This is a genomic window from Paenibacillus sp. S-38 (genome assembly GCF_049942825.1).
Lineage (GTDB): Bacteria > Bacillota > Bacilli > Paenibacillales > NBRC-103111 > Paenibacillus_G.
On sequence record NZ_CP187970.1, the window covers coordinates 1,784,624 to 1,809,959 of the forward strand.

The following is a 25,336-nucleotide window of genomic DNA, read 5'->3' on the forward strand; positions in this document are numbered from 1 at the left end:
ATTTTACGTTTAGCATATGATGTAAATCCCTTTGTGTAAAGGTTTAACATGAAATACAATTCAACACATCCAAACGCTGGATGTGTTTTTACTATTTTATCAGTGGTCGACAATTAAATGACAGTATATTGACTTTATACCCCTGATCTGGTACCCTTAGTTTAGACCATATACTGTCTATTTGAAAGAGGTGCAGGGATCGTGATGGATTCGTACCGGGAATTATTTTTGATGCATCAGGCGTATGCCACTTTGTTCTCTCTTGCCAATAAGATCCAGATCAAAGGGGATGCCTACCTGGAGCAGTTGACATCAAGACAATATATGGCGATGGTTGCCATTGCACATCTACAGGAAGATGAAGCTACGCTCAACAATATCGCACGCAAATTGGGAACTACCAAACAGAGCATCAAGCAAATTATCGATATTCTGGAGAAGAAGGGATACTTGCTCATTACGCCGAGCCCGAAGGATAAACGCGCCGTGAATGTGAAAATTACTGCGTCGGGCCAAGGAGTCATGCTGGTGGCCGCGGAAAAAGGGATCTATTTTTTTACGGATCTATTCAAGGATTTTTCAACGGAAGAGCTGGAGCAGCTGTGGGCGCTGTTAAAGAAAATGTACCGGTTTGACGGTGAAGTTCAAGACGGGTTTGAAGAGGAAGGAAACCTGGAACCGGTGGACGACCAAGACGAAATAAAGGCCAGAGTGTTGAAAGAATTCGAACGTCGAAGAAAGCAATCTAAAGGCGGGGCCGGCCAATGAAAAAGAAGAAAGGCAGGAGGCCCATTTGTCTTGAAGAATATGTTCCCATTAATGGAATCCATCAATTCCTGTATCACTTGGGAACAAGCCGCGAAAATCCCGTCATGCTGTTTTTGCACGGAGGCCCTGGCTCGGTCGAATCTTTATTCACGGGAGCGTTTCAGGAAAAGTGGGAGGAGATTTACACCGTCGTGCATTGGGATCAGCGGGGAGCAGGGAAGACATGGACCCGTAATCCGGGCCGGTTTCCCACGATAGATCTGCTGCTGCAGGATTTGTATGAAGTCGTTCAATACTTGAAGGGGGCATACGGCAAGCGGAAGATTGTGATCCTCGGCCACTCGTGGGGGAGTGTGCTGGGTTCCTTGTTCATCTGTCAACACCCTGAAGAGGCAGCCTACTATATTGGTGTCGGGCAGGTTGTGAATATGCTTGAAAATGAGCAGGTCGGATATAATAAAGTCAAGGAAATGATTGTGCAGGCCGGTGACCAAAGATCCTTGAGAAAACTCGAGTCCATCGGCGAGTATCCCGGGAACCACATCGTGTTTAACCGCGAATTCCTAAAAAAGTGCGAAAAGGTCAGAAAGCTTCAGGGTAAATATCAATTGGCTGTGAAGATTGACCTTGGGATTTGGATCACGATACTCAAGAGTCCGATCTTCCAATTTTCGGATATTCTCGCCTTTCGGCAGATTTTCAAGGCCAATGCCCAGCTGCATCGATTTTTAGGTGAATTCAATCTTCGCGCGGAAAGCGCGGCTTATCAAGTTCCGGTTTATTACATACTGGGAGAGAATGATTGGCAGGCGCCCTATATCGTTGCGCAGCAATACTTCGACGAGATTGAGGCTCCCCATAAAGGGATATTCATGATTGCCGGAGCCGGACATATGACGATGATGGATCAGCCCGAACGGTTCTATGAGGCCCTGCATCAGATTAACGGGATAGAGGGGAACGCGTTCGGCAGCAGATAGACCCTGAGGGGTCTTTTTTTATTTTCAGTGAGGCAAGCTCTTTGATTGACAAATTGGCAAAATATGGTGTACTCTGTTTTTATTCCGACTGTACAGTATAAAAAGAAGGGGGATGAGGTAACTAACTATGCCCAAGGTAGGAATGGAACCGAGGCGCCGTGCGGAGGTCATCAACGCCACGTTAACCTGCATCAGCCTTCACGGGATGGATGGCATGACGCTTGACAAGGTGGCTGATTATGCGGGCTGCTCCAAGGGAGTGGTGACCTATTATTATAAGAACAAGGACCATCTGACGATCGAAGCCTTCAAGGCGTTCTTGGCCTACTATGGCCTAAGGATAGAGTCGGAACTCCGGGGCGGTATGACTGCGGCAGAGATGCTTGATGTGACGCTGGAACAGATCCTTCCACCCTACCGGGATGATACGGACAAAAGGATCAACGTCTCGCAGCTCGACGGGGTGGAGAAGATGTTTATCCCGTTTCAGGATCAGGGAAGACTCTTTGTGCAGTTCTTCTCCAAGGCCGCGCTGGACCCCGGGCTGCAGAAGATCGTATCGGAGAGCTACACGGCGGATCTCCAGGGTATAGCCAAGATCTTTGATTACGGGAACCGCACGGGGCATATGACTGTAGAAGATCCGTCAAGCGCAGCCTATGGGCTGATGGCAATGGTCGTAGGTCTGAGCTTCTTCAGGGTAGCGGGCATACCGCCCATCCACGGCGAGGATAACCGGTACATTGGTGAGGACTATGTAGGCAGGATGGCCGGGACCCGTGGAGTCAGTAAGTAATAAGATTCTTCGCAGGATGGCGGCGTGAAGGCTGACGAAGCTTTATATGTTGTGAACGACTTGAGTGCAATAGAGGCTGGGAGGATGACCATGAAAATAACCAAGATGACGGCGGGCGGAGAAAGTGTTGCGGTTGTGAGCGGCAGCGAGATCCTTATCGAGGATGTGCAGTCGGCGCTGGATTTGATGGCGACCGTACGCTATGAGACAGACTGTGACCGGATGGTGATTCCCAAATCCCTGGTGAGCGAAAGCTTCTTCGATCTGAAAACACGCCTGGCAGGCGAAATCCTTCAGAAGTTCGTCAACTATCGTGTGAAAGCCGCGATTGTCGGTGATTTCTCGGGATACACGAGCCGGAGCCTGCGGGATTTCATCTATGAATCGAACAACGGCAGCGATATCTTCTTCCTGCCGACGGAAGAGCAGGCAGTGGCTAAGCTAAGCATGCTGAAGTAATAGAGGGAACGGGGGAGGGAAGCTTGGTGTCCAACACGCAGCACGGTCCTGCTGTAGTTTCCATGGTGCACATTCCGGCAGGTAGGTGCAGTTAAGGGATGACCGGATCAAGAGGACCTGGACCACTCAGATGAATTCCTTTTTGCTCGCGCCGGTTCAGGTACCAAGAGAGCTGTATTTCTCAGTCATGTCAGAGGGGGCCGTGCTCCATGACGTGCCCGGAATTCCAGTCACGGAGGTCTCGTGGCACCATGCGATTTTGTTCTGTAATGCGCTATCCCGGCAATGGGATCTGCAGGAATGCTACTCGGTAAGTCAGGATGGGGAGAGCGTGGTCTGGAACGTGGTCGCGGATGGCTATCGTCTTCCGACCGAGGCGGAATGGCAGTACGCTTGTAAAGCGGGTACGAACGGGTACAGGTACGGGGAGCTTGAGGACATAGCGTGGTATCGGGATAACTCGGGCGGCCGCGTGCGCGAGGCGGGTCATAAGCTGCCCAATGCATGGGGGCTCTACGATATGCTGGGCAATGTGTGGGAATGGTGCTGGGATGTATATGATGCGGAAGTATACGGTTCCTACCGGGTCTTCCGCGGCGGCAGCTGGGCGGAGGAGGCCAGAGGCTGCGGGGCGACGTGCCGCCGCCGCAGCCACCCTGCGTTTCAGATCGACGATCTCGGCTTTCGTCTTGCCAGGTCCCTGTTACAGTAAGACGAAGGAAAAGAGGCGGATCCAATGATGAAACCACGTATCTCTGTACTCACCTTAGGGGTAGATGATTTGGAGAGGGCGTTGATCTTCTACCGCGACGGCTTGGGTTTACCGACGCAAGGCATCATAGGGACGGAATTTGAACATGGAGCGGTTGCCTTTTTCGACCTGCATGCGGGCATGAAGCTGGCGATTTGGAACCGCAAAGATCTTGCTCACGAGGCTAAGGTTCCGTTGTCACCGCGAAGCTCCAGCGAATTTACGATCGGCCATAATGTAGGGAGTAAAGAAGAAGTGGACCAGATCATGAGGCAGGCCGGCGCGGCAGGTGCCGTGATCACGGATCCCGCGCATGATGCATTCTGGGGCGGGTATTCCGGACACTTCCTGGACCTGGACGGCCATTTGTGGGAAGTCGTATGGAATCCGGAGTGGGGTACGGAAGAGTAGTTAGGGTAGAACTTGACTGGCTAACAGCCGAACAGAAGAAGCAAACTCGATCCGTGCGCCGTGGTTGACGGCGCAGAATGGGGGTCACGATGTCCGCACCCATCCTGTCTACGAAACTCTATATTCCTCCGCTCCGGCCGCAAAGGGTGCTTCGGCCCCGCTTAATCAGGCGGCTGAACGAGGGGCTGCACCGGAAGCTCACTCTGATCTCGGCCTCCGCCGGCTTCGGGAAGACGACACTGCTCAGCGAATGGACGGCGGGCTGCGGCCGGCCGGCTGCCTGGCTGTCCCTGGATGAGGGGGATAACGACCCCGTACGCTTCCTTACCTACCTGATCGCTGCTGTACAGACAGTCGAGGCAAAGATCGGGGAAGGTTCGCTGAAGGCGCTTCACTCCCCTCAGCCGCCGCCGATGGAATCCATTCTGACGGCGTGGTTGAATGAGATTGCCGCGCTCCCGGCCCCGTTCCTCCTCATTCTGGATGACTATCATGTGATTGATGACGAAGCTGCTGAAGGTGCGCTTGCCTTTATGCTCGATCACCTTCCCCCGCAGATGCACATGGTGATTGCGACCCGCGAGCATCCGAATCTCCCTCTGCCGCGCCTGCGTGTTCGGGATCAGATTACGGAGCTGCGGACGGCCGAGCTGCGATTCACGTTCGCGGAGGCTGACGAGTTTCTCAATCGAAGCCTGGGTCTAAGCCTCGAAGCTTCAGCTATTGCCAAGCTCGAAGCCCGTACCGAAGGCTGGGCTGCCGGCCTGCAGCTGGCGGGGATTTCCCTGCAGGGTCAGCCGGATGCCGCCGGCTTCATTCAATCCTTCAGGGGCACCCACCGCAGCATGCTGGATTATCTGATAGAGGAGGTTCTGCACAAGCAGTCCACGGGTATCCAGACGTTCCTGATGCGTACTTCGATCCTCGAACGGATGTGCGGTCCCCTCTGTGATGCCGTTATGCATAAGGATGCCGGAGAACCGGACGCTCTCTCCGTCTCCGGGCAGGAAGCATTGGAAACGCTCGAACGGGCTAACTTGTTCATCGTTCCCTTGGACGATGAGAGGCGCTGGTACCGCTATCATCATCTTTTTCGGGATTTGCTGCGGGAGCGGCTGCACCGCAGCTTCTCCGTTAGGAACGGCAATGCGAAGAAAGCAGAGGCCGAACTGCACATTCGTGCCAGTGAGTGGTATGAGGCGGCCGGATTGGAGCTGGAAGCGCTGTATCATGCGGATGCAGCTCAGGATGTGGAACGTGCCGCGCGTTTGGTCGAGGGGGCGGGGAGGCCCCTGCTCTTTCGGGGAGCGGTGGCCCCCGTCCGGAAATGGCTGGACTCGCTGCCGAAGGAGAAGCTGAATGCAAGGCCCTCGCTCTGGGTCCTGTACGCTTCGGCCCTGCTGATAGAGGGCCGCTTGTCCGGCGTGGAGGAGAAGCTGGAGGCCGCCGAGCTGGCTCTGCGGAAGGCAGGGCAGGAGGACCGGAGCCGGGATTGGGTCGGACATATTGCCTCCATACGCGCTTCCCTGGCGGTCAGCCGGCATGAAGCCGATACCATCCTCGCGCAGGCGCGCCGCGCTTTGGAATTTCTGCATCCGGACAATCTGCCGGTTCGGACAGCCACAACCTGGGCGCTCGGCTATGCTTACCAGCTTCAAGGGAACCGCCCCGCGGCCGGCCAGGCATACAGGGAGGCTTTGGCGGTCAGCGAGAAGATCGGGCATGCCGCCATCACGATCATGGCCGCCCTTGGTCTCGGGCTGCTGCAGGAAGCGGACAACCGGCTTGGCGCAGCGGCGCAGACCTACCGGGAAGTGCTGTCCCGGGCAGGAGACCCGCCCATGCCGGCCGCTTGCGAAGCGCACCTGGGCTTAGCCCGTATCAGTTACCAGTGGAATGACCTGGATAGGGCAGAGGAACACGCACAGCAGGCGGTCCGGCTGGCCAGGCTGCTCGAGCAGACCGACCGTACGGGGGCAGGCGAAGTGTTCCTCGCCCGGCTGAAGCTGGCGAGGGGAGAGGCGGGCTGTGCGGCCGGGCTGTTGGCGAAGGCGGAAGGGCTCTCCGGGGACCCGCGGTCCACTAAGCTGCACGCTCTGATCGCTGCGGTACAGGTAAGCCTGCTGCAGCAGCAGGGCCATCCGGCGGCAGCCGCACAGCTGGCGCAGAGGATCGGGCTTCCGCTCAGCCTGGCGCAGGTCCGATTGGCGGACGGCGACCCCTCCGCCGCTCTGGCCGTGCTCGAGCCCCTGAGGGAGAAGGCGGAAGCGGAGGGCCTGGAGGATGAGAGGCTCCAGGCCATAGTCCTGCAGGCTGCCGCCCTGCATGCGCTCGGCGGCAGGGCCAGGGCGGTGCAGCAGGTGTCCGATGCCCTGGCGTTGGCCGCACCTGGCGGCTTTATCCGGCTTTTTATCGATGGGGGGGCCCCGGTGTATAGGCTGCTGTGCGAGGCCAGGGCCCGTGGAATCATGCCGGCTTATACAGGAAGGCTGCTGGCCGCATTCCAAGCGGAGCAGCGCGCAGCTGCAGTCGACGCGGAGCCGTACCGGCTCAGGCCCCAGCTTCAGCCTGCCGAGAGTGAGCATCTGACCGAACCCTTGAGTGAGCGGGAGCTTGAGGTGCTCCGCCTTATTGCCGAGGGGCTCTCCAATCAGGAGATCAGCGAGCGGCTGTTCCTCGCGCTCAGTACGGTGAAGGGGCACAACCGGAATATGTTCGACAAGCTGGGGGTTCAAAGACGCACGGAAGCAGTGGCACGCGCACGCAGGCTGGGGCTGCTGTAAGCCGGGATGTATCCAGCTGCCCGAGTCCTAATCCGATTCCGATTCCGATTCCGACTCCGAATCCGATTCTGATTCTGATTCTGATTCCCTCCAACAGCACCTAAACCATACTTAAGTATCTTCCACTTCCTGCCGGTTTAAGGGTATACTTACCCCGATACAACAGGCAGGGAGGAAGCCGATGAAAGCGATGGTATGCACCAAGTATGGGGGGCCGGATGTTCTGGAGCTCCGGGAGATCGCGAAGCCCGTCCCGAAGGCGAAGGAGCTGCTGGTCAAAATCCATGCGGCCACCGTAACATCAGGGGATATCCGCGTCCGGGCCTTTCAAAGTCCGCCGCTGTTATGGCTTCCGATGCGAGCGGTGCTCGGATTCACCAAACCAAGAAATCCGATTCTGGGTGTAGAGTTGGCCGGAGAGGTGGAAGCCGTAGGGCCAGCGGTGAAGAGGTTCAAGAAAGGGGACCGCGTCTTTGCCTTGACCCGGATGAGATTGGGCTGTTATGCCGAGTACACCTGTCTGTCCGAGGAGGATCTGGTGGCTGTCCAACCGGCCCATGCCACCCATGAGGAAGCCGCGGCCATTCTGTTCGGCGGAACGACGGCACTGCATTTTTTCCGGAAAGGGCAACTGCGGAGCGGGCAAAAGGTGCTTATCTACGGCGCCTCCGGAGCGGTAGGGACGTCGGCCGTGCAGCTTGCCAGGCACTTCGGAGCGGAAGTGACCGGGGTATGCAGCGCCGCGAATGCGGAGCTCGTGAAGTCCTTGGGGGCCGAACGGTGGATAGACTATACCCGGGAGGATTTCGCGGAGAGGCCGGAGCGGTATGAGATCATCTTCGATGCCGTAGGGAAGCTTCCGAAATCAAAGTGCCGCAGAGCGCTCGCACCGGACGGGAGATACCTGACCGTGGATGGGCAGGGGATCGCCAAGGTGCTTCCGGAGGACATCCGGCTGCTCAAGGAGCTTATGGAAACGGGCCGGATCAGGCCGGTCATCGATAGACGGTACCCGCTCGAGGAGATTCCCGAGGCACACCGGTATGTGGAAACCGGACGGAAGAGGGGCAATGTCGTTGTAACCGTGGTTCCTCCGGGCTGAGGCGAGGCGCCGGGCGGAGAGGAGTAGACGATGCTCGTGACCCTGTCAGCGCGGTTCGAGTTCAATCTAGGGTACATTTCATGAACCAAAAGCGTGACGGAGACCCTCTCTGATCCGCTTTTTTCATTTTTATCGGCCCCAAAAGAATAGAAGCATGGATGCGTTCCGCGGAACGGTTCATGCTTATTGCCGGTTAAGGCACTTTCTTGCGGTAATCGCTCGGCGTCACCCCGGTGACATTCTTGAACGCCCGGTTGAAGGAGCTCGGATTATCGTAACCGACCAGGTAGCCGACTTCGTACACCTTCACGTCGGGCTCCTCCAGCAGCTTCTTGGCCGCTTGAATGCGCACGTCGAGCAGGTACTCGAGGAAATTCATTCCTGTCTCCTGCTTGAAGTAATTGCTGAAGTAGTTCGGATTGAGATTCACCTGGGCTGCTACGGTCTGCAGGTTCATCTGCTGCTGGTAATTCCGGCGGATGTATTCCTTGGCGGAAGCGATGACCGGACTGTCTTTCTTCGCCCGGTCAGCCTGCATCTCAAGCACGAGGCGGTGCAGGTCTTCGCAGAGACGCTCGCGCAGCAAGGAAGCGGTGGGAGCTGTCTCTATCATCCGCAGGAGGCTGCGCTCCGGATCACCTTCCCCGATCCGCTCGGCCTCTTCGAAACGCGCGTACAGCTTGCGGACCAGCTTCGAGCATTCGCCGGCGAGCTGGGCCGGATCGCTGCGCTGCCCGATACAGGCGCAGAGGAGTGAGTCGAGGTGCTCCCGGGCCTTGGCCGCATCTAAAGCTTCGACGGCCTGAACGATCTGCTGGACAGGCGCCGCCCATTGCGAATCAAGTACGGGAGCGAAGACGGTCCGCCGGCTGTCGAACACATGCACGCCGCCCGGCCCGTCATAGAAGGCCTGCCGGAGGCTGTCGGCCGCCATCTTGTACGCCTGCGGGACGGCCGACAGGGACGGGATGGGCCGGCTGACGCCCGCCGTGTAGGCTCCGGCGGCACACGCCCGCATCCGCTCGGTCAGCCGCGCGAGCAGGGCCGGATCTGCGGCCGGTGAATCGTCCGCTCCGGCGGGGCTCGGCAGGAGTAGGGTGAGCTGGCCGTTCTGGAAGCTGAACAGGCTCCGGTCCAGCCACCGCTCTTCCTCGCTCAGGGCCTGAATCCATGCCCCCCAATCGAAAGCCATGGCGTCCGAGGAGGCCTCTTCCGCCGCACCGTCGATTCGGACGATGGCCAGCACGAATTCGGGTATGCGGTCCAGCCCGAACTCGGACACCCGTTCATGGAATGCGGGGGACGGCTGGACCCGGTTCACGATCAGGTCCCAGAGCAGCCGCTCCTTCCGCAGGAACCGGCTTTCCTCCACGCGCCGCTTCAGCTTCTCCTGCTGTTCCGCCCTCAGAAGCTCCACGGCTTTGGCCGATTCCATCCGGTCGAGCAGCTTGATCAGGTCCCGCTTGTTCAGCGGCTTGAGCAGGTAGTCGCGGACCCCCGCCTTCAAGCTTTCCTTCACATACTGGAGCTCGTCATATCCGCTGAGCACAATCATCTTGACAGGAAGGTCCATCCCCGATATTGTATGGACCAATTGGATGCCGTCCATCACCGGCATCTTGATGTCCGTGATGAGGACATCCGGCTTCCACGCGGTGACCCGCTCAAGGGCCGCCCGGCCGTCCGAAGCCGTGGAGTCGATCTCATAGCCGCGCCCGAGGGAGCGGATGATGGTGCCGATTCCTTCGCGGATCGTTTTGTCATCATCGGCGATTACTATTTTTAGCATGGGGTCCTCCGAAAAACTGCAGGTTTGGGCAAGGATACAGGCGGGCAGCCGCTGTAACGGGGCTCCGGATACGGCATGCTCGCATCATCGGCAGAGCAAGGGATCAGGGGGTTCGGACTATGATAAGAATAAAACGTTTACACTTTCGCAATCTGCCCATTGCAGTCAAGCTGTATGCCGGCTTTCTATTTGTGTTCGTCATCATGATTGCGCTGTCGTGGCTGACCTATTCGAACTTCAAGAAGGACAAGGAGAAGGATACTTTGGAGGTCATCCAGCGGCTGAACACCCAGACGGTGAGCAAGATCGACGAGACGATGGATGGACTGATCGCGATGTCCAAGGTACCGCTGATCTGGGAGCACGGGAACCATTCCGCGCTGTTCAGCTACGTCGATGAATCGAACAGTACCGGGCGGTTTGATTTTAACATGCGCAACGCGTTCACAGGCGAGGCCAACAAGTATATGACGGTGAACGAGCACATCGAATCCCTCGTTCTTTACAACCGCACCGGCATGGGGATCCAGTACATTGACGGCAAGTGGTCGAGTGTATCGGTCGACCAGGATTCGGCTGCCCGCGAAGCGTTCGACACCGCTCTTCACGATTATAAGAAGGTCGTCACCATGCCCACCTATCCGGTAGCCAACTCGACGCCCCCCTTCAAGCCGTACTTTGTCTTCGGTGTGGCCCGGGGCATCTACAAGCTGGAGACCTCCGAGACGATCGGCGTCGTCATGGTGAGCAGCTCCATGGATTATCTGCTGAAGCTGACGGAGGAGATGCGCAGCGTCGAGGGCAACCAGGTGCTCCTGCTCGATGACCGGAACCGGATTCTGGCCGATAAGGATCCGAAGAGGATCGGGCAGCCGGTCCCGGGGGAGATCGCCGCGAAGCTCGGTGTCCCGCAGGGCGGTTCCTCCAACCGGATGATGCTTGACGGCACGGATTATCTCTTCAGCTATGCGGCGTCGGGGCGGACGGGCTGGAAGGTCGTCAACCTCATTCCGTTGAAAGCATTGTACAAGAACATGAATCACATGGCAATGACCACGTTCCTCACGACGCTGTCGCTGCTTCTGCTCATGATCATCTTCACGATTCTTTTCTCGCGGAGTATCGTCAAGCCGGTGCATAAGCTGATCCGCCTGATGAAGCGGGTGGAAGGCGGAGAGTTCAACAAGGAGATTACCCTGCAGCAGGAGGACGAGATCGGGCAGCTGGCCCGTACGTTCAATCACATGTCGGGGCGCATCGAGCATCTGATCCATGAGGTGTCCCGGGAGAAAATTTCGCAAAAAGAGATGGAGCTGCAGATGCTGAAGATGCAGATCAATCCGCACTTTTTGTACAACACGCTGGAGTCCATCCGCATGGTGGCGGAATCGCGCCAAGCCCCGGATGCGGCCGACATGGCCTTCTCCCTCGGGGAGATTCTGCGGTACGGCATTAACCGGTCCAGCGATCTCGTAACCGTACGAGAGGAGATATATCATCTCGAGCAGTACATGCTGCTGCAGAAAATCCGCTTCGAGGAAATGTTCTCGATAGTCCTCGATATCCGCCAGGAAATGATGGATATGCGGATGCTGAAGGTCATCCTTCAGCCGCTTGTGGAGAACGCGATCATCCACGGCATCACCAACCGGTCGAGCGGAGGTCTGATCGAGGTGCGAGGCTACAGTGTCGGGGATCACCTCATCTTCGAGGTCTGCGATAACGGGAAGGGGATGCCGGAGGAGCAGGCCGCGGCGCTCAACCGGTCGTTCCGCCATCCGGAGGAAGGGACAACCAGCATCGGTCTGCATAATGTCAACAAACGGATTCAGCTCTACTACGGCGAAGCGTACGGACTCGAAATCATCAGCACACCGGGCGTGGGAACGAATATTTTCGTGACGATCCCGATCAAGGAGGATCCGGAGCTTTACTAGGGCATGTCTATAAGCATGTCCTTTTGTACTAGGGCTGCCAGTGATGTCAAAAGAAGCATCCTCCTTTATTCGGGAGGATGTTTCACTAACGACTCGTAGAAGGCTTGGGAGGTCTTGAAGAAGTCGTCGGCAGTGGCCTTGACCTGCTCGCTGTCTCCGCTTTCGAATGCAGCGAGCAGGGCGGAGCGGGAATGAATACTGCTCTCGACAGCCCCCGGCACCTGGAGAATGTGAATGCTGGTTTCTCTCCGCAGATGCACAATCGTCTGCATGAGTTTGAAATATATGGCATTACCGCAGTGCTCACCGATGAGCAGGTCAAATTCGTCGAGCAGCTGCAGCACCTCGGCAGCGGACGGCTCGTTCATGCCGCGGATTCGGTGCAGCAGCAGGGACAGCTGCTCCAGGTGCCCGGCCGTCAGTTTGCCGGCAGCGGTGCTGTACACCTCCGTCTCAATCAGCTTGCGGGCGGAGTAGACTTCCTCCAGGTTGTTGATTTCGTTATGGAACATCCAGACAATCGTATCCTCGGGGATCGGGACCTCCTGATTGTTGACAAAGCTGCCTTCGCCGGCCTTGATCGTGATCAGGCCGATCAGGGATAGGGCGCGCAGCGCTTCACGGACACGGCCGCGGGTTACGCCAAGCGTTGCGGCAAGCTCCCGCTCGTTCGGCAGCTTATCACCCGCCTTCAACTGCCCTTCGGTAATAAAATGAGCGATCTGCTCCATGATCTGTTCCGTCACGGTAACACGTTTTACACTTTCCCATTGCACCATGGTGTGGGGTTAACCTCCAAAAAAGGATTGAATTCATCAGAATTCGGTGGTAATCTGAAACCGTGGTACTACCAGAGAACCAAGTGAACTTATCATAACATAATCGAGCTTCGTTGAAAAAGGGTATTATCGTATCCTGTTTTAACGCAGATTTTTATTTTTACTATACTGGTACTACCAGCATACCGAATGTTGAGGGGAATACACGGAAAGAAGGGGATCCTTAATGAAGCCGCTGCAAGGCTTGCTTGTACTTGATTTTAGTCAGTTTCTCTCCGGACCCTCCGCGGCGCTTCGGCTGGCTGATTTGGGCGCACGTGTCATCAAGGTCGAGCGGCCGGACGGAGGGGACCTGTGCCGAAGGCTGTATATTTCCAACCTGGAGCTCGATGGAGACAGCACCTTATTTCATTCGATCAACCGGAATAAGGAGAGCTTGGCGGTCAACCTGAAGGACCCTTCCGACCTGGCGGCTGTCGTCGAGCTGGCAAAGCGCGCGGATGTCATCATTCAGAACTTTCGTCCGGGTGTGATGGAGAAGATTGGGCTCGGATATGAAGAGGTAAAACAGCTGAACCCAAGGCTAGTCTATGGTCAGATCAGCGGCTATGGACCGAGCGGCCCCTGGAAGGATAAGCCGGGCCAGGATTTGCTGGTGCAATCGTTGTCCGGACTCACCTGGCTCAGCGGTGACGAAGATCAGGGCCCGGTTCCCTTCGGACTGGCTATTGCCGATATGATGGCCGGCGCCCATCTGGTTCAGGGGATCTTAGCCTGTCTCGTACGGCGCGGGGTGACCGGGGAAGGAGGCTTGGTAGAGGCAAGCCTGCTCGAATCCGTTCTTGATTTTCAATTCGAGGTGCTGAGCACCTATCTGAATGACGGCGGTCAAGCCCCGGTCCGCAGCTCCGTTCGTAATGCTCACGCTTATCTCGGAGCACCGTATGGAATCTACGAGACCCTGGACGGGTATATCGCCCTGGCCATGGGATCCGTTACCCATCTCGGAGAGCTGCTTGGGTGCGGCGCGCTGGCGGCTTATACCGATCCCAAATCCTGGTTCACGGAGCGGGACACCATCAAGCAGGTGCTGAAGGAGCATCTGGTTATGGAGACTACCGTCCATTGGCTGGAACGGCTTGAAGCGGCCGGCTACTGGTGCGCGGACGTACTGACCTGGGACCGTCTACTGGCGCACGACGGGTTCCAGGTGCTGCAAATGACACAAGAGGTCACACGGGCGAACGGGGCATCGATGGTGACGACCCGATGCCCTATCCGGATCGACGGAGAGAGGCTGGTCTCTTCCGCAGGCTCGCCGAGAATCGGGGAGCATAATGAGGAGCTGCTTCAGGAATTTCAGCTTACGAGGGAGGAAGTATAGCTGACATGAGAGTTGATAGTCACCAGCATGTTTGGAATTTGGAGAAGCAGGAGTACCCGTGGCTGAATCCCTCGCATGGTCCGTTATTCCGGACCTATGAGCCGGAGGAACTGGAGCCTCACTTGAAGGCGGCAGGCATTGATAAAACAGTGCTTGTGCAGGCGGCCAACTCTTACGAGGATACCGAATCTATGCTCGAGCTTGGTGCAAAGCATGAGTGGATCGGCGGGGTTGTCGGATGGGTGAAGCTGGACGACCCGCTCGAGGCGGGGAGAATGCTGGAGCGCTTCGCAGGCAATCCGCTGTTCAAGGGAGTGCGGCACTTGATCCATGACGAGCCGGATCCGGACTGGGTGATCCGCAAGGAGGTAGTAGAAGGACTGCGGGTGCTGGCCTCCTTCGGGCTTCCCTTCGACGTGGTGGCGGTGTTCCCGAACCATCTGAAGCACGTCCCGTATCTTGCCGAGAATATTCCTGAGCTGCGGATGGTCATCGATCACTTGGCGAAGCCGCCCATTAAGGAGAAAGGCATGGAGCCATGGGCATCGGAGCTGGCACAGGCAGCGCAGTATCCTCAGGTAGTTGCCAAGATTTCCGGGCTGAACACCGCTGCGGATTGGGAGCATTGGTCTGCGGCCGATATACAGCCATATGTTGACCATGCCTTCGAACAATTCGGTGCGGCCCGCTTGATGTTTGGGAGCGATTGGCCGGTCTCCCTTCTGGCGGGGGACTATGCCAAGGTGTGGGAGCAGACGGGGATCGCCCTGCAGGGACGCTCCGCTGAGGAGCGGGATGCGGTGCTGGGCGGTACGGCGTCACGATTCTACGGTATCCGCCCTTAGGAGAGCGGCAGGGGCGGCTAAGGGGGGGCCATATGCAAGCCTTGTCGGCAGCCGCCGGAGACGAGGAAGCCGGGTGAATGCGGGCATGGAGGACGTTTTCCATCTGGATCTGGATCAGAGAGAGGAGTCAGGCGATGTTTCGGTCGGTATGCTTCGAGGAATATGAAATCGGTGCTATAAGAGAAACCATGGGAAGAACGATCACGGAGACGGACATTGTGATGCATGCGGGACAAACCGGCGATTTTTATCCTCATCATATGGATGCCGAATGGTGCAGGACGCAGGAATTCGGGCAGCGGATCGCACATGGGACACTGATCTTCAGCGTAGCGGTAGGCATGACGGCGGGAGAGGTGAACCCTGAGGCCTTCTCCTACGGATATGATCGGCTTCGGTTTATTAAGCCGGTATTCATCGGGGATACGATCCGCGTCCGGGTGACGTGGAAGGAGAAGCGCGAGCATCCGAAGCGGCCGGACTACGGGTTCGTTACCGAACTGTGTGAGGTGGCCAACCAACGCGGAGAGACGGTGCTGGTGTGTGAGCATCTGCTTATGGTGAAGCGGAAGGGGGCATCGGCATGAGGGAGCCCCAGCTCGACTACAAGCCCAAGCTTCCGAAGGACCGGACGATGGGAATCGCCATCGTGGGAGCGGGGGAGATCGTGGCGTCCTGCCACCTGCCGGCCTACCGGATGGCGGGGTTTCGTGTCGAAGGCATCTATGACGTCGATCGGGCCAAGGCCAGTGCACTTGCGGGGCAGTACGGGATACCGAAGGTGTATTCCACACTCTCCGAGCTGTTGGAGGATGCTTCGGTAACCATCGTTGATATTGCGGTTCCTGCCAAGCACCAGCTTCAGGTGGTGAAGGAAGCGGCCGCCGCAGGCAAGCACCTGCTGTGCCAGAAGCCGCTCAGCGAGGACTACCGCGAAGCTCACTGTATAGCCTCCTTATGTGAGCAGGCCGGCATACGGGCTGCCGTGAACCAGCAGATGCGGTGGTCCCCGGGCATACGCGCCAGCAAGGCCATCATGGAGCAGGGCTGGCTGGGAGCTCCCCTGCAGGCCTCCATCCAAGTCAATGTCAGGACGGATTGGGAATCCTGGCCTTGGATTACGAAGATTCCCCGGCTGGAGGTGCTGTATCACAGCATTCATTATCTGGATTCCATCCGCTTCCTGTTCGGGAAGCCGGAATATCTCTACGCGGACGGTGCCCGTTATCCCGGGCAGACGAGCCTTGGGGAGACGCGCACACTGATGCATATCAAATTCCCGGGCGAGGGCAGAGCCCTCATTCACGATAATCATAACAACTGGGCTGAGCCTGAGGATTGGTATGCCACGTTCCGCTTTGAGGGGACGGAAGGCATCATCAAGGGAACCAACGGCGCGCTGTACAACTATCCGCATGGGCGGGAGGATACGATAAGCTACTGCACGAAGCAGCTTGGTCCGTCGTGGTTCCAGCCGGCGCTGGAGGGCCGGTGGTTTCCGCATGCCTTCATGGGCACCATGGGCGAGCTGATGCGGGCGGTCGAGGAGGAGCGGGAGCCGGAGAACAGCGTCCGGGACAATCTGCTGACGCTGCAGATGGTATTTGCCGCCTACCGCTCCATGGAGGAGAACCGACCGGTTTATCTGAAGGAAATCAAGGAAGAAATCGAGTAAGAAATCGAGGGGGAAATGGGGACATGATTCATCTGCGCGGCATGACATGGGACCATCCGAGAGGGGTGCTGCCGCTGGAGGCTGCCTCGGAGGCTTTCAAGAAGCAGCATCCCGGGATCGAGATCAGCTGGGATGCCAGATCGCTTCATGACTTCGAGGCGTATCCGCTTGAGCGATTAGCCGAGACGTATGACTTCATCATGATCGATCACCCTCATATCGGTGCAGCGGTGGGGCACGATGTACTCGTACCCTTGAATGATTGGATCTCCGAGGCTTACCTCGAGGATCAGCGCCGCAGCAGCGTGGGCCTAAGCCACGACAGCTATTCTTGGAACGGGAAGCAGTGGGCGCTGGCTGCGGATGCTGCGGCTCAGGTAAGTGCATACCGGGAGGATCTCCTGGAGCGGCATCACTTCAAGGTGCCGTCGACGTGGGAGGAAGTTCGCCTGCTCGCCAGGGAGCTGCCTGAGGAGCAGAAGCTCGGGCTCCCGCTTCTGCCGGTTCATGCCTTCGCGAGCTTCGTCACGCTGAGCGCTCAGCTATCGGGTGGCAGCTTCTGGAAGGAGGGGGCCGAACTGCAGCCGGAGATCGGCGCAGAGGCGCTCAGCCGGCTGCAGGAGCTTGCACCTTATCTGCACCAGAGTTCCTTCTCGATGGATCCGATCGGCATGTCCGACTTGATGGCCTCCACCGATCAGATTGCTTATGTTCCATTGATCTACGGCTACTCGAATTATGCGAGGCGGGGCTTTGCTTCGCACCTTCTCCGGTATGCCGATATTCCCTCGGACACGGGGCTGCCCCGCGGGAGCATGATCGGGGGTGTCGGGATCGCCGTATCGAACCGCTGCCGGCATATCCGAGCGGCCGTGGAGTATGTTCAGCTGGTGGCCGGAGGCACGTTTCAGCGCACGACCTACGTGACCAGCGGCGGGCAGCCAGGGCACCGCAGTGCGTGGACGGATGAAGCGGCCAATGAGCTTACCCATCATTTTTTTCGCGATACGCTCCGTACGTTGGATCTAGGGTATGTGCGTCCGCGCTTTGACGGATATATCGCCTTCCAGGAGCAGGCCGGCGCGATAATCAGGGAAGCCCTGCTGACCGGGTGCGGCGATCCTGCACAGCTGGTCCTTGAGCTGAATCGCATGCTGCTTGAGTATTCATCCGCCCGAGAACGCAGGATCAAGTGATGACGAAGCAAACGAACCGCGTTGTAAGGATTCACTCCCAGTGCGGAGGACTGCGCACGTAAAAGCCATCCGCGAGGCAGCCTGCCCTCGCCGCTGCATGAAAGTAATGGAAAGCCGTTCCTGCCGGGAAACGGCTTTTTTGCATGTTCGGCTGCTCGATATTGAGCAGCTGCTCTTTTCTTTTGCGGCCTTATTATCGCCTTCCTCCACTTTGATCCGGCTCGCCTCCGTTTGGCCAAGCCCGAGCCAGATCTGTAAAAATGCAAAGAAATCTTAAATTCGGTGATGTTCCCAAGGAGATAAATTCGTTAGAATAATAACAAATAAGCAAACATATCAAACAAATTAGTCGAGGGGGAACTTCTTTTGAAACGTTCGATTGCCATTCTGGCTGCTGCCTTCGCAGCGACATCCCTGCTTGCAGCCTGCTCTTCCGGGGGTCCTGAGCCTGCCGAAGGCTCATCTTCGTCCGAGGCCTCGGGGCTGAAGGGGGACATTACGTTCCTGACTCACCGGACCGACCTGGCCGATACGGTGCTCACGGACATCGCCGAAGAGTTCACCGCGAAGAATCCGGGCGTGAAGATCACGGTGGAATCCAGCAAGGGCGATGATGTGCTGAAGACGCAGATTGCCGCGAACGAGCTCCCTGACATCATGTTCGTCCCGAGCGGACTGGGGATGACGAGGAAGGACTATCCGACCTACTTCGTTCCGATCGACGACCTGGGGTATACCAAGGAGAACCTGTGGTATTACGAAAACGGCGCGGGGCCGGACAATCATTTGTATACGCTTTCGATCGGTGTGAACTACCAGGGCTTCATCTACAGCAAAGCCGCATTCCGTGCGGCCGGCATCGAGCAGGCGCCGAAGACGATGGAAGAATTCCTCGCCGCAGCGGAGAAGCTGAAGGCCAAGGGGATTACGCCGGTCGCCTCGAACTTCAAGGATGGCTGGCCGCTCGGCAATTACGTCGACGGGGCTTACTCCAATGATATGACCGGTTCGAAGAACTACCAGAACACGCTGGTGAGTAAGGACCTTTTCGCTAAGGAGCCGGGCTCTCTGCTGGAGGGAATTCAATTCCTGAAGACCTTGGCGGACAAAGGGTATCTCGAGAAGGATCTTATGTCCACGAACTGGGACGCATCCAAGCGCGACCTGGCCCAGGGCAAGATCGGCATGACCTATCTCGGCACCTGGCTGCCGGCCCAGATCGAACAGAACGGCGGCAAGCCGGAGGATATCGGGATGTTCCCGGCGCCGGGCGCCAAGGCGCTCGTCGGCTCGGCGGACTATATGTACGGGGTGACGAAGAACTCGAAGTCCCCTGAGGCGGCGAAAGCGTTCCTGAAGTTCATGTGGGATAAGGGCTATATGCCGAAGAAGGCGGGGATGATTCCACCGAACAAGGATTACAAAGCCGAGGAGCCTTTCCTCAAGGAGCTGTTCTCGTACAACCTTCCGATTGTGGAATGGGAAGCGCTCCAGCCGGAATACCAGGAGCTCATCAACAAGGCGCAGATCGATACGAAGAAGGTCGCCCAGGAATATGTGCTTGCGGAGAATCCGCAGGAAGTGATCGACAAGTATAACAAGAAGTGGGCGGATGCACGCAAGGCGCTTGGCAAGTAAATTCGGGGAGGGTGGAGGCGGGCCGGCAGGGCGCAAGCGGAGCCGGCTCTCTTCCCCATGACCCAAAGTAAAGACAAAGGCGGAGAGGCCCATGCTGGAGAGCAGTAATGACATATGGGAAAGAAGATGGACGATCGGGCTGTTTTTGGCGCTTCCACTCATCATCCTGCTTGTATTTTCGTACTATCCGGCCCTGAAGCTGTTCCAGATGAGCCTGACGGATTGGGACGGCATGAAGCCGACATACAACTATGTGGGACTCGATAATTACACGACGATTCTCCGGGAGAATATGGCTTGGAAGACGCTCGTCAATAACCTCGCTTATGTGATCATCTCGGTGATCCAGACGTTCCTCGGCTTGTATTTTGCGATCCTGCTCGATTCGAATATCCGGGGCAAGCGGTTCTTCCGCTCTTTCCTGTTCATGCCCTATATTCTGAATGGGGTGGCGGTCGCTTACATGTTCAGCTACATGTATAACTTCGAAGACGGCCCCGTTAACATTCTGCTCCGGGGCATCGGCCTTGAAGAGTATGCGGTGCGCTTCCTCGGCAACAGCTGGTGGGCGAACATGTCGCTGGCCTTCATGGGGCTGTGGCAGAATACGGGTCTGGCGATGGTGATTTTCCTCGGCGCGCTGCAGTCGATTCCGCGGGATCTGTACGAATCGGCGAGCATCGACGGCGCCAACTTTCTGCACAAGGTCCGGTTCATCACGATTCCGAGCATGAAGCTGGTCGTACAGATCAATCTCTTCCTGAGCTTGAACGGGGCGCTGCAGGCCTTCTTCCAGCCGTTCATCATGACGAAGGGCGGTCCCGGCGACCGGACGCAGACGTTTGCATCTATGGCTTACTATACGGCATTTAACTTTCACAACTTCGGATTGGCATCCGCACTCGGGGTCTTCCTGCTGGCCATTGTGCTGGTCGTGCTGCTGGTCCAGAACCTGGTGATCCGCGGCGGGGGGGAAGAGGGATGAGGAGAAAACGTGCCATGGAATCGGGGCTGGTGGTCAATCACCCCGCACTCCGTCTGCTGAATTATGCGCTGCTGCTGGGCTTCGTGGTTCTGGTGATTGCGCCGATCCTGATCGTATTCCTGGTCTCCTTCAAGTCCAATCAGGAATACATGTATTCGCAGGTATGGGACCTGCCGCAGAACTTCCTGAACTTCGAGAACTTCAAGGTGTATTGGAGGCGGGGGAAAATGCTGCTCGGCTTCCAGAATGTCGGCATCCTGATTGTCGTCTCGCTCATTACCAGCATCTTCATGGGAACGATGGTCGCTTATGTCATCACGCGCTTCAAGTTCCGCGGGCGCAAGCTGATCCTCGGCCTGTATGTCTTCGCGGCCGTGCTGCCGACTACGACGACGGCGATTGCCACCTTCACGGTGATCAAGAGCCTGGCGCTGTACAACACCCTGTACGCCGGACTGCTGCTGTATTCGGCTGCGGGCGTGCTCGATATCTATATGTTCATGCAGTTCATGTACAAAATCCCCACCGAGCTCGACCAGAGCGCGAGGGTGGAGGGCGCTTCTTACTTCCGGGTCTATTGGTCGGTGATTCTCCCGCTGATGCGTCCGGCGATCGCCACCATCTCGATCCTGAAGGTGGTCGGCATTTATAACGATTTCTTCATTCCGACGGTGTATATGCCTTCCTCGAAGCTGTCCACGATCACCAGCGGGCTGATGCTCTTCACCCAGGACCGCATGTCGCAGTGGAACGTGCTGTCGGCGGGAATCATCGCCGTTCTGCTGCCCACGCTGATCATCTATCTCGCGGCGCAGCGGTTTATAATCTCGGGGGTTACGGACGGGGCGGTAAAATCTTAGCAGCGGGGGCCTCTCCGGCCCTCGAACCAACAGATTGGACGCTCCGGGAGCCGGAGAGAAGGCATGCGCGTATTCCGGCGGGGAGGTGAGACCGGCTGCGTTAGCCCATGAGGGGACGCTTCACCATGCTTGGCCCAATATGACGAAGAGGACAGGTGAATGTGATGACGAGAAGAATCAAGTGGATGAGCGGCGTGGTTACGGCAGCTCTGCTGGCGGCACCGGTCACTCCGGCGCTGGCCGCGGCGCAGGGAGCCCCGGCCAAGACCGAGGTTCGTGCCGGAGCGGAGGAAGAAGCCTCCTGGGGACCCGGGAAGGGAGAGGCTTCGAAGAAGGCGCGTGTGCGGGTGGAGAATCTCGCCGACAAGGATGCGACGGCGGAGACCCGGTCGCTGTTCGCCTATCTGGAGGACATCCGCGGCAGGGAGATTCTGTTCGGACACCAGCATGCGACGACGGAGGGCCTCTCCATTACGGCGAAGGACGGCACACAGTCCGAGGTGAAGAACGCCGTGGGCGATCTGCCGGGGCTGTTCGGCTGGGATACGCTGAGCCTCGAAGGCCACGAGAAGCCGGGCACCTTGGGCGCGGCGAAGGAGCAGAACCGCGATGCGCTGATCGCCGTGATGAAGTCGGCGTACAAGGAGGGCGGCGTGCTCACGCTGAGCTCGCACATGCCGAACTTCGTCACCGGCGGCACCTTCTATGATACGAAGGGACAAGTATTATCCCACATCCTGCCGGGGGGCGACAAGCATGCGGAGTTTAACCGGTTCCTCGACACCATCGCGGACTTCGCGAACCACTTGAAGGACGACAAGGGCAAAGCGATCCCGGTTATCTTCCGTCCGTTCCATGAGCAGAACGGGGGTTGGTTCTGGTGGGGGGCCCCATACCGTACAAAGGACCAGTACATCGAGATTTACCGCTACACGGTGGAATACCTGCGCGACAAGAAGGGCGTTCATAACTTCCTGTACGCATTCTCGCCGGGCAGCCCGTTCAACAGCACGGAAGCGACCTTCCTGGAGACCTACCCGGGCGACGACTATGTCGACATTCTCGGCTTCGATACCTATTATGACGGCTCGACTCAGGGCTGGTTCGATACGGCCGTGAACGATGCGAAGCTGATCTCAAGACTGGCGGACAGCAAAGGGAAGATCGCGGCGTTCACCGAGTTCGGCTACTCCGGAGTGAAGCCGACGGGCACGAAGGACCTGCAGTTCTATACGAAGCTGGCCGCGGCGCTGAAGTCGGATCCGGATGCGAAGCGGATGGCTTACATGCTGACCTGGGCGAATTTTAACACGGATTCGATCTTCGTGCCTTACCGGAACGCGCCGAACGGGCTCGGCGACCACGAGCTGCTGCCGGATTTCGAGAAGTATTATGAAGACGCCTACACTTCCTTCAGCGACGAGGTCAGAGCAGGCAAGCCGTACAGCCGGAAGGTGCGGGCCGCTAAGGAGCGGCCGTTCATGCACATCGCCTCTCCGACGGCGAACCAGACGGTACCGACGATGAAGCCGACGACCATCCGCGCCCATGCGGTGAACCAGAAGGTCAAGAAGATGACCTACCGGATCGGCAGCGACCCGGCCGAGCATCCGATGAAGCTTGATGCCGAAGGCTTTTATTATACGGCGGATTGGACACCGGGCGCGGCCCTCGATGAATCGGGCACGACGCTGACTGTGAAGTCTTATGCGAAGAACGGCGAGGTGCTGTCCCAGACGATCCAGGTGTTCGTCAGCGACGTGCAGGGCAATACCGACCCGCTGGTCGTCGACACGTTCGATCTCTACAAGGGCAGCAATGAACTGCTGGATGCAGCTTACAGCCCGGCCGGCGATCTCAATACGATCGCGCTGGATGCGGAGCATAAGAACGGGGGCAAATACGGCCTGAAGTTCGATTATAACGTTGGCGGCCAAGGCTATACCGGGCAGGTCAAGAACATGAACAATGTGGACTGGTCGGAGGCCAACAAGCTGAAGCTCTGGCTGGCCCCGGACGGCAGCGGGCAGAAGCTCGTCCTCCAGGTGAATGCGAGCGGGATCTCGTTCGAGGCTTACCCGTCGCTGGCCGGTACGACGGCCGGTGTGGTGGAGATTCCGTTCAGCCAGTTCACTCCGGCTCAATGGGATACGGCCAATGCGGGGAAGGTGATGACCAAAGAGAATCTTAAGGACATCCGCTCCTTCGGCGTCTATGTGAACAAGGCGGAAGGCACAGCAGGCACCAGCGGAACGCTGTATTTCGACGAGATCCAGGCTTACAACGACGGGACGGGCGGCGTGCCGAACGGCGGCACCGGCCCGGGCAGCACGCCGGCACAGCCGGGTCTGCTGTACGGCTTTGAGGACGGCGTACAGGGCTGGGCCGTCGATGTGAACAACGCTAGCGCGGGAGCCGCCGCCGTCTCGGCGGATGTTTATGCGGAAGGAACGCACGCCCTGGGCGCCCCGTTCTCGCTGGCGGGCAGCGACTTCGAGCTCGTCAAGTTCGAGAGCCTTGATCTGAGCGCGGTGGACAGCTTGAGCGCCCAAGTGAAGCTGGCCGGCGGCACGGCTAAGGCAAGGCTGTACATCAAGACCGGCGCAGGCTGGACTTGGACGGACAGCGGCCCGGTCGATGTGGACTCCAGCGGCTTCAAGACGATTGCGCTGCCGCTCGCAGGCATCAGCGACCTCAGCAGCGTCAAGGCGGTCGGGCTGAAGTTCGAGAGCTTCGGTGGAACCGGGACGTCGGCTGTCTATCTCGACGATGTGCGGATTACGAAGAACTAGCTAGCGGATCGTTCGCTTCAGGGCTGCAAGGAATAGACCTGCACAGCAGAAAAACGCCTCTCCAAGCTTGTCGTAAAGACAGGCGGGGGAGGCGTTTTTTTATATGCAATTCTTCCCTGTTGGCCCAGCGCAGCCTGAATGAAAGGGAACAGGTTACTCCTGCGGCATCTTGCTCATATCCATATGCAGCACATTCCAGCGATGACCGTCCAAATCGACGAAGCCGCCAGCGTACATCCAGCCATCCTTGTATCCGGTTTTACCGTAGACTGTTCCACCTGCACTAACCGCCCTGCGGACCATATCATCCACTTCTTCCGGACTCCCTGCACCAATGGAGAATAATACCTCCGTGCCCTTTGTTGTGTCGGCAATCTCATTTCCCGCAAAGCCCTTGAACACAGGTTCGGGAAAAAGCATGATCATCGCCGTTCCCTCGCCAATGATCAAACCGGCTGCTTCATTGCTGTTCGCGAACCGCGGATGAAACGAGAAGCCGAGCTTGCCGCTTTATATCACTCAGGTTAGCATAACAAGTAAGTGGAAGTTTCTTCTGGATTGCCGGCTGTCTAATTGACCTGGATTTCAGAAAGCAAGGAGGCTGCTTGACCCCAGTATTCACCGCTAACGTCATTATTGCCACCTGAGAAAATAACGTGATAATCGCCGGTCCTCACTCCCTGCGGATCCTTCTCCCAACTCAGCCAAGTCGCATGGCCGCCTCCGCTGATGTGACCAGAGGAGTATACCATTCCACTCTCTCTGTGCTGAACGTTATAGCTGAGTTCCGTGCTTGATTTATTTTGAATAAACAGCTTCACGTGGCCAGAGCCCTCGTTGATATGAAATGTTCTTGTTTCTGTAGATTGGCAGCAAAAAGCAGACTTCCATTCCTTATCAATCCGAGCAGGGGTGAGGGTCTCCTCACGGGTTGCTTTGATCGGGCCTGTGGGAGCAGCCTCTTCCTTGATATAAATGTCTCCGTTTGCATTAATAATCATTTTGGTATGATTCGTTGTTTGTCCAGTATCAAAAGCAATCTCGTCTTGGGTGATCTGTCCCAGCGCGGGCACTTTTACAAACACACCATCTTCTGTTTGAATAGCATCCCCGGATGGATCCCCGGAGAGAGCAAGGTCTGCCTTAAGGTCTGCAAAAGTGATAGCACTAATGATGAGTGCAGCGGCACAAGTCAGACTGAAAACAAATCCTTTCAAGCAAGCAGCCTCCATTTCCTTAATTGGAAAATATTATATATTTACAAACGCAGTTTCTATCATGATTGTTGCGCTGTACAGATGGCTCCTCCATTTATGACGGAATGTTGAACGGAAAAATATATAAAACGCATTATTAATAAAACAAAACGGTTGAAATATATCAACACAAAAGGTAATATCAAAAAT

Annotated in this window: 22 protein-coding genes and 1 pseudogene; 19 read left to right on the forward strand and 4 right to left on the reverse strand. The window is 57.2% G+C overall.

Annotation, left to right across the window (positions count from 1 at the left end; all coding sequences use genetic code 11):
• Positions 1-204 precede the first annotated feature (204 nt).
• The 8 genes and pseudogenes from ACP26L_RS08555 to ACP26L_RS08590 all read left to right on the forward strand — a co-directional run bounded on the left by ACP26L_RS08555 (position 205) and on the right by ACP26L_RS08590 (position 8,050).
• Positions 205-768, forward strand: coding sequence for a MarR family winged helix-turn-helix transcriptional regulator (locus tag ACP26L_RS08555; protein WP_426454867.1), 564 nt, complete (start codon positions 205-207; stop codon positions 766-768).
• Entirely contained in the window at positions 765-1,748 is a 984-nt protein-coding gene (locus ACP26L_RS08560; RefSeq protein WP_426452095.1) for an alpha/beta fold hydrolase, read from the forward strand. Before ACP26L_RS08555 ends, ACP26L_RS08560 begins: the two co-directional genes overlap by 4 nt.
• Positions 1,749-1,875: 127 nt before the next feature.
• Positions 1,876-2,544: a TetR/AcrR family transcriptional regulator gene (locus ACP26L_RS08565; RefSeq protein WP_426452096.1), complete on the forward strand. Its 669-nt coding sequence runs from the start codon at positions 1,876-1,878 to the stop codon at positions 2,542-2,544.
• A 90-nt stretch (positions 2,545-2,634) separates the two neighbouring features.
• Positions 2,635-3,003: a DUF4180 domain-containing protein gene (locus ACP26L_RS08570; protein ID WP_426452097.1), complete on the forward strand. Its 369-nt coding sequence runs from the start codon at positions 2,635-2,637 to the stop codon at positions 3,001-3,003.
• Positions 3,004-3,065: 62 nt separating this feature from the next.
• Positions 3,066-3,715 (forward strand): annotated as a pseudogene (locus ACP26L_RS08575) (formylglycine-generating enzyme family protein).
• A 27-nt stretch (positions 3,716-3,742) separates the two neighbouring features.
• Positions 3,743-4,165 (forward strand): VOC family protein, encoded by a 423-nt coding sequence (locus tag ACP26L_RS08580; RefSeq protein WP_426454869.1) that lies wholly within the window; start codon positions 3,743-3,745, stop codon positions 4,163-4,165.
• A gap of 89 nt (positions 4,166-4,254) precedes the next feature.
• Positions 4,255-6,948, forward strand: a complete 2,694-nt coding sequence (locus tag ACP26L_RS08585; RefSeq protein ID WP_426452098.1) for a LuxR C-terminal-related transcriptional regulator — start codon at positions 4,255-4,257, stop codon at positions 6,946-6,948.
• A gap of 181 nt (positions 6,949-7,129) precedes the next feature.
• Complete coding sequence (locus ACP26L_RS08590; protein WP_426452099.1) at positions 7,130-8,050, forward strand: NAD(P)-dependent alcohol dehydrogenase; 921 nt, start codon at positions 7,130-7,132, stop codon at positions 8,048-8,050.
• Positions 8,051-8,243: 193 nt separating this feature from the next.
• On the opposite strand, the gene ACP26L_RS08595 is transcribed toward ACP26L_RS08590, so the two are convergent.
• Positions 8,244-9,839 carry a response regulator gene (locus ACP26L_RS08595; protein ID WP_426452100.1) on the reverse strand — a complete coding sequence of 532 codons (1,596 nt, stop codon included), beginning with the start codon at positions 9,837-9,839 and terminating at the stop codon, positions 8,244-8,246.
• 119 nt (positions 9,840-9,958) lie between these two features.
• Between ACP26L_RS08595 and ACP26L_RS08600 the strand changes: the two genes are divergently transcribed.
• Positions 9,959-11,776, forward strand: coding sequence for a sensor histidine kinase (locus ACP26L_RS08600; protein WP_426452101.1), 1,818 nt, complete (start codon positions 9,959-9,961; stop codon positions 11,774-11,776).
• 65 nt (positions 11,777-11,841) lie between these two features.
• Here the strand turns inward: ACP26L_RS08600 and ACP26L_RS08605 are convergent, their stop codons facing one another.
• Positions 11,842-12,555 (reverse strand): FadR/GntR family transcriptional regulator, encoded by a 714-nt coding sequence (locus ACP26L_RS08605; protein ID WP_426452102.1) that lies wholly within the window; start codon positions 12,553-12,555, stop codon positions 11,842-11,844.
• A gap of 226 nt (positions 12,556-12,781) precedes the next feature.
• Between ACP26L_RS08605 and ACP26L_RS08610 the strand changes: the two genes are divergently transcribed.
• The 10 genes from ACP26L_RS08610 (at position 12,782) to ACP26L_RS08655 (ending at position 23,930) form a co-directional block, all read left to right on the forward strand.
• Positions 12,782-13,939 (forward strand): CaiB/BaiF CoA transferase family protein, encoded by a 1,158-nt coding sequence (locus ACP26L_RS08610; RefSeq protein WP_426452103.1) that lies wholly within the window; start codon positions 12,782-12,784, stop codon positions 13,937-13,939.
• A gap of 5 nt (positions 13,940-13,944) precedes the next feature.
• The gene (locus ACP26L_RS08615) at positions 13,945-14,784 is read left to right on the forward strand and encodes an amidohydrolase family protein (RefSeq protein WP_426452104.1); all 840 of its coding nucleotides are present in this window, start codon (positions 13,945-13,947) and stop codon (positions 14,782-14,784) included.
• A 77-nt stretch (positions 14,785-14,861) separates the two neighbouring features.
• Complete coding sequence (locus ACP26L_RS08620) at positions 14,862-15,371, forward strand: MaoC family dehydratase (protein WP_426452105.1); 510 nt, start codon at positions 14,862-14,864, stop codon at positions 15,369-15,371.
• Positions 15,368-16,459 (forward strand): Gfo/Idh/MocA family protein, encoded by a 1,092-nt coding sequence (locus ACP26L_RS08625; RefSeq protein WP_426452106.1) that lies wholly within the window; start codon positions 15,368-15,370, stop codon positions 16,457-16,459. The genes ACP26L_RS08620 and ACP26L_RS08625 overlap by 4 nt, the downstream gene beginning before the upstream one ends.
• A gap of 23 nt (positions 16,460-16,482) precedes the next feature.
• The gene (locus tag ACP26L_RS08630; protein WP_426452107.1) at positions 16,483-17,655 is read left to right on the forward strand and encodes an ABC transporter substrate-binding protein; all 1,173 of its coding nucleotides are present in this window, start codon (positions 16,483-16,485) and stop codon (positions 17,653-17,655) included.
• Positions 17,656-17,752: 97 nt separating this feature from the next.
• Positions 17,753-17,932: a hypothetical protein gene (locus ACP26L_RS08635; protein WP_426452108.1), complete on the forward strand. Its 180-nt coding sequence runs from the start codon at positions 17,753-17,755 to the stop codon at positions 17,930-17,932.
• A gap of 89 nt (positions 17,933-18,021) precedes the next feature.
• Positions 18,022-19,293 (forward strand): ABC transporter substrate-binding protein, encoded by a 1,272-nt coding sequence (locus ACP26L_RS08640; protein ID WP_426452109.1) that lies wholly within the window; start codon positions 18,022-18,024, stop codon positions 19,291-19,293.
• Between the two features lie 91 nt (positions 19,294-19,384).
• A complete protein-coding gene (locus ACP26L_RS08645) occupies positions 19,385-20,278 on the forward strand; it encodes a carbohydrate ABC transporter permease (protein WP_426452110.1) in 894 nt (297 codons plus the stop codon).
• Positions 20,275-21,138, forward strand: coding sequence for a carbohydrate ABC transporter permease (locus tag ACP26L_RS08650; protein WP_426452111.1), 864 nt, complete (start codon positions 20,275-20,277; stop codon positions 21,136-21,138). Before ACP26L_RS08645 ends, ACP26L_RS08650 begins: the two co-directional genes overlap by 4 nt.
• Before the next feature lie 164 nt (positions 21,139-21,302).
• Complete coding sequence (locus ACP26L_RS08655; RefSeq protein WP_426452112.1) at positions 21,303-23,930, forward strand: glycosyl hydrolase; 2,628 nt, start codon at positions 21,303-21,305, stop codon at positions 23,928-23,930.
• A gap of 153 nt (positions 23,931-24,083) precedes the next feature.
• On the opposite strand, the gene ACP26L_RS08660 is transcribed toward ACP26L_RS08655, so the two are convergent.
• Entirely contained in the window at positions 24,084-24,380 is a 297-nt protein-coding gene (locus ACP26L_RS08660) for a VOC family protein (protein WP_426452113.1), read from the reverse strand.
• Between the two features lie 119 nt (positions 24,381-24,499).
• Entirely contained in the window at positions 24,500-25,147 is a 648-nt protein-coding gene (locus ACP26L_RS08665) for a hypothetical protein (protein WP_426452114.1), read from the reverse strand.
• Between the last annotated feature and the right edge of the window lie 189 nt (positions 25,148-25,336).

Bases quoted from the DNA above. Each gene is read 5' to 3' on its own strand.
- ACP26L_RS08555 (WP_426454867.1), top strand. From the start codon at position 205: ATGGATTCGTACCGGGAATTATTTTTGATGCATCAGGCGTATGCCACT.
- ACP26L_RS08560 (WP_426452095.1), top strand. From the start codon at position 765: ATGAAAAAGAAGAAAGGCAGGAGGCCCATTTGTCTTGAAGAATATGTT.
- ACP26L_RS08565 (WP_426452096.1), top strand. From the start codon at position 1,876: ATGCCCAAGGTAGGAATGGAACCGAGGCGCCGTGCGGAGGTCATCAAC.
- ACP26L_RS08570 (WP_426452097.1), top strand. From the start codon at position 2,635: ATGAAAATAACCAAGATGACGGCGGGCGGAGAAAGTGTTGCGGTTGTG.
- ACP26L_RS08580 (WP_426454869.1), top strand. From the start codon at position 3,743: ATGAAACCACGTATCTCTGTACTCACCTTAGGGGTAGATGATTTGGAG.
- ACP26L_RS08585 (WP_426452098.1), top strand. From the start codon at position 4,255: ATGTCCGCACCCATCCTGTCTACGAAACTCTATATTCCTCCGCTCCGG.
- ACP26L_RS08590 (WP_426452099.1), top strand. From the start codon at position 7,130: ATGAAAGCGATGGTATGCACCAAGTATGGGGGGCCGGATGTTCTGGAG.
- ACP26L_RS08595 (WP_426452100.1), bottom strand. From the start codon at position 9,839: ATGCTAAAAATAGTAATCGCCGATGATGACAAAACGATCCGCGAAGGA.
- ACP26L_RS08600 (WP_426452101.1), top strand. From the start codon at position 9,959: ATGATAAGAATAAAACGTTTACACTTTCGCAATCTGCCCATTGCAGTC.
- ACP26L_RS08605 (WP_426452102.1), bottom strand. From the start codon at position 12,555: ATGGTGCAATGGGAAAGTGTAAAACGTGTTACCGTGACGGAACAGATC.
- ACP26L_RS08610 (WP_426452103.1), top strand. From the start codon at position 12,782: ATGAAGCCGCTGCAAGGCTTGCTTGTACTTGATTTTAGTCAGTTTCTC.
- ACP26L_RS08615 (WP_426452104.1), top strand. From the start codon at position 13,945: ATGAGAGTTGATAGTCACCAGCATGTTTGGAATTTGGAGAAGCAGGAG.
- ACP26L_RS08620 (WP_426452105.1), top strand. From the start codon at position 14,862: ATGCGGGCATGGAGGACGTTTTCCATCTGGATCTGGATCAGAGAGAGG.
- ACP26L_RS08625 (WP_426452106.1), top strand. From the start codon at position 15,368: ATGAGGGAGCCCCAGCTCGACTACAAGCCCAAGCTTCCGAAGGACCGG.
- ACP26L_RS08630 (WP_426452107.1), top strand. From the start codon at position 16,483: ATGATTCATCTGCGCGGCATGACATGGGACCATCCGAGAGGGGTGCTG.
- ACP26L_RS08635 (WP_426452108.1), top strand. From the start codon at position 17,753: ATGAAAGTAATGGAAAGCCGTTCCTGCCGGGAAACGGCTTTTTTGCAT.
- ACP26L_RS08645 (WP_426452110.1), top strand. From the start codon at position 19,385: ATGCTGGAGAGCAGTAATGACATATGGGAAAGAAGATGGACGATCGGG.
- ACP26L_RS08650 (WP_426452111.1), top strand. From the start codon at position 20,275: ATGAGGAGAAAACGTGCCATGGAATCGGGGCTGGTGGTCAATCACCCC.
- ACP26L_RS08655 (WP_426452112.1), top strand. From the start codon at position 21,303: ATGACGAGAAGAATCAAGTGGATGAGCGGCGTGGTTACGGCAGCTCTG.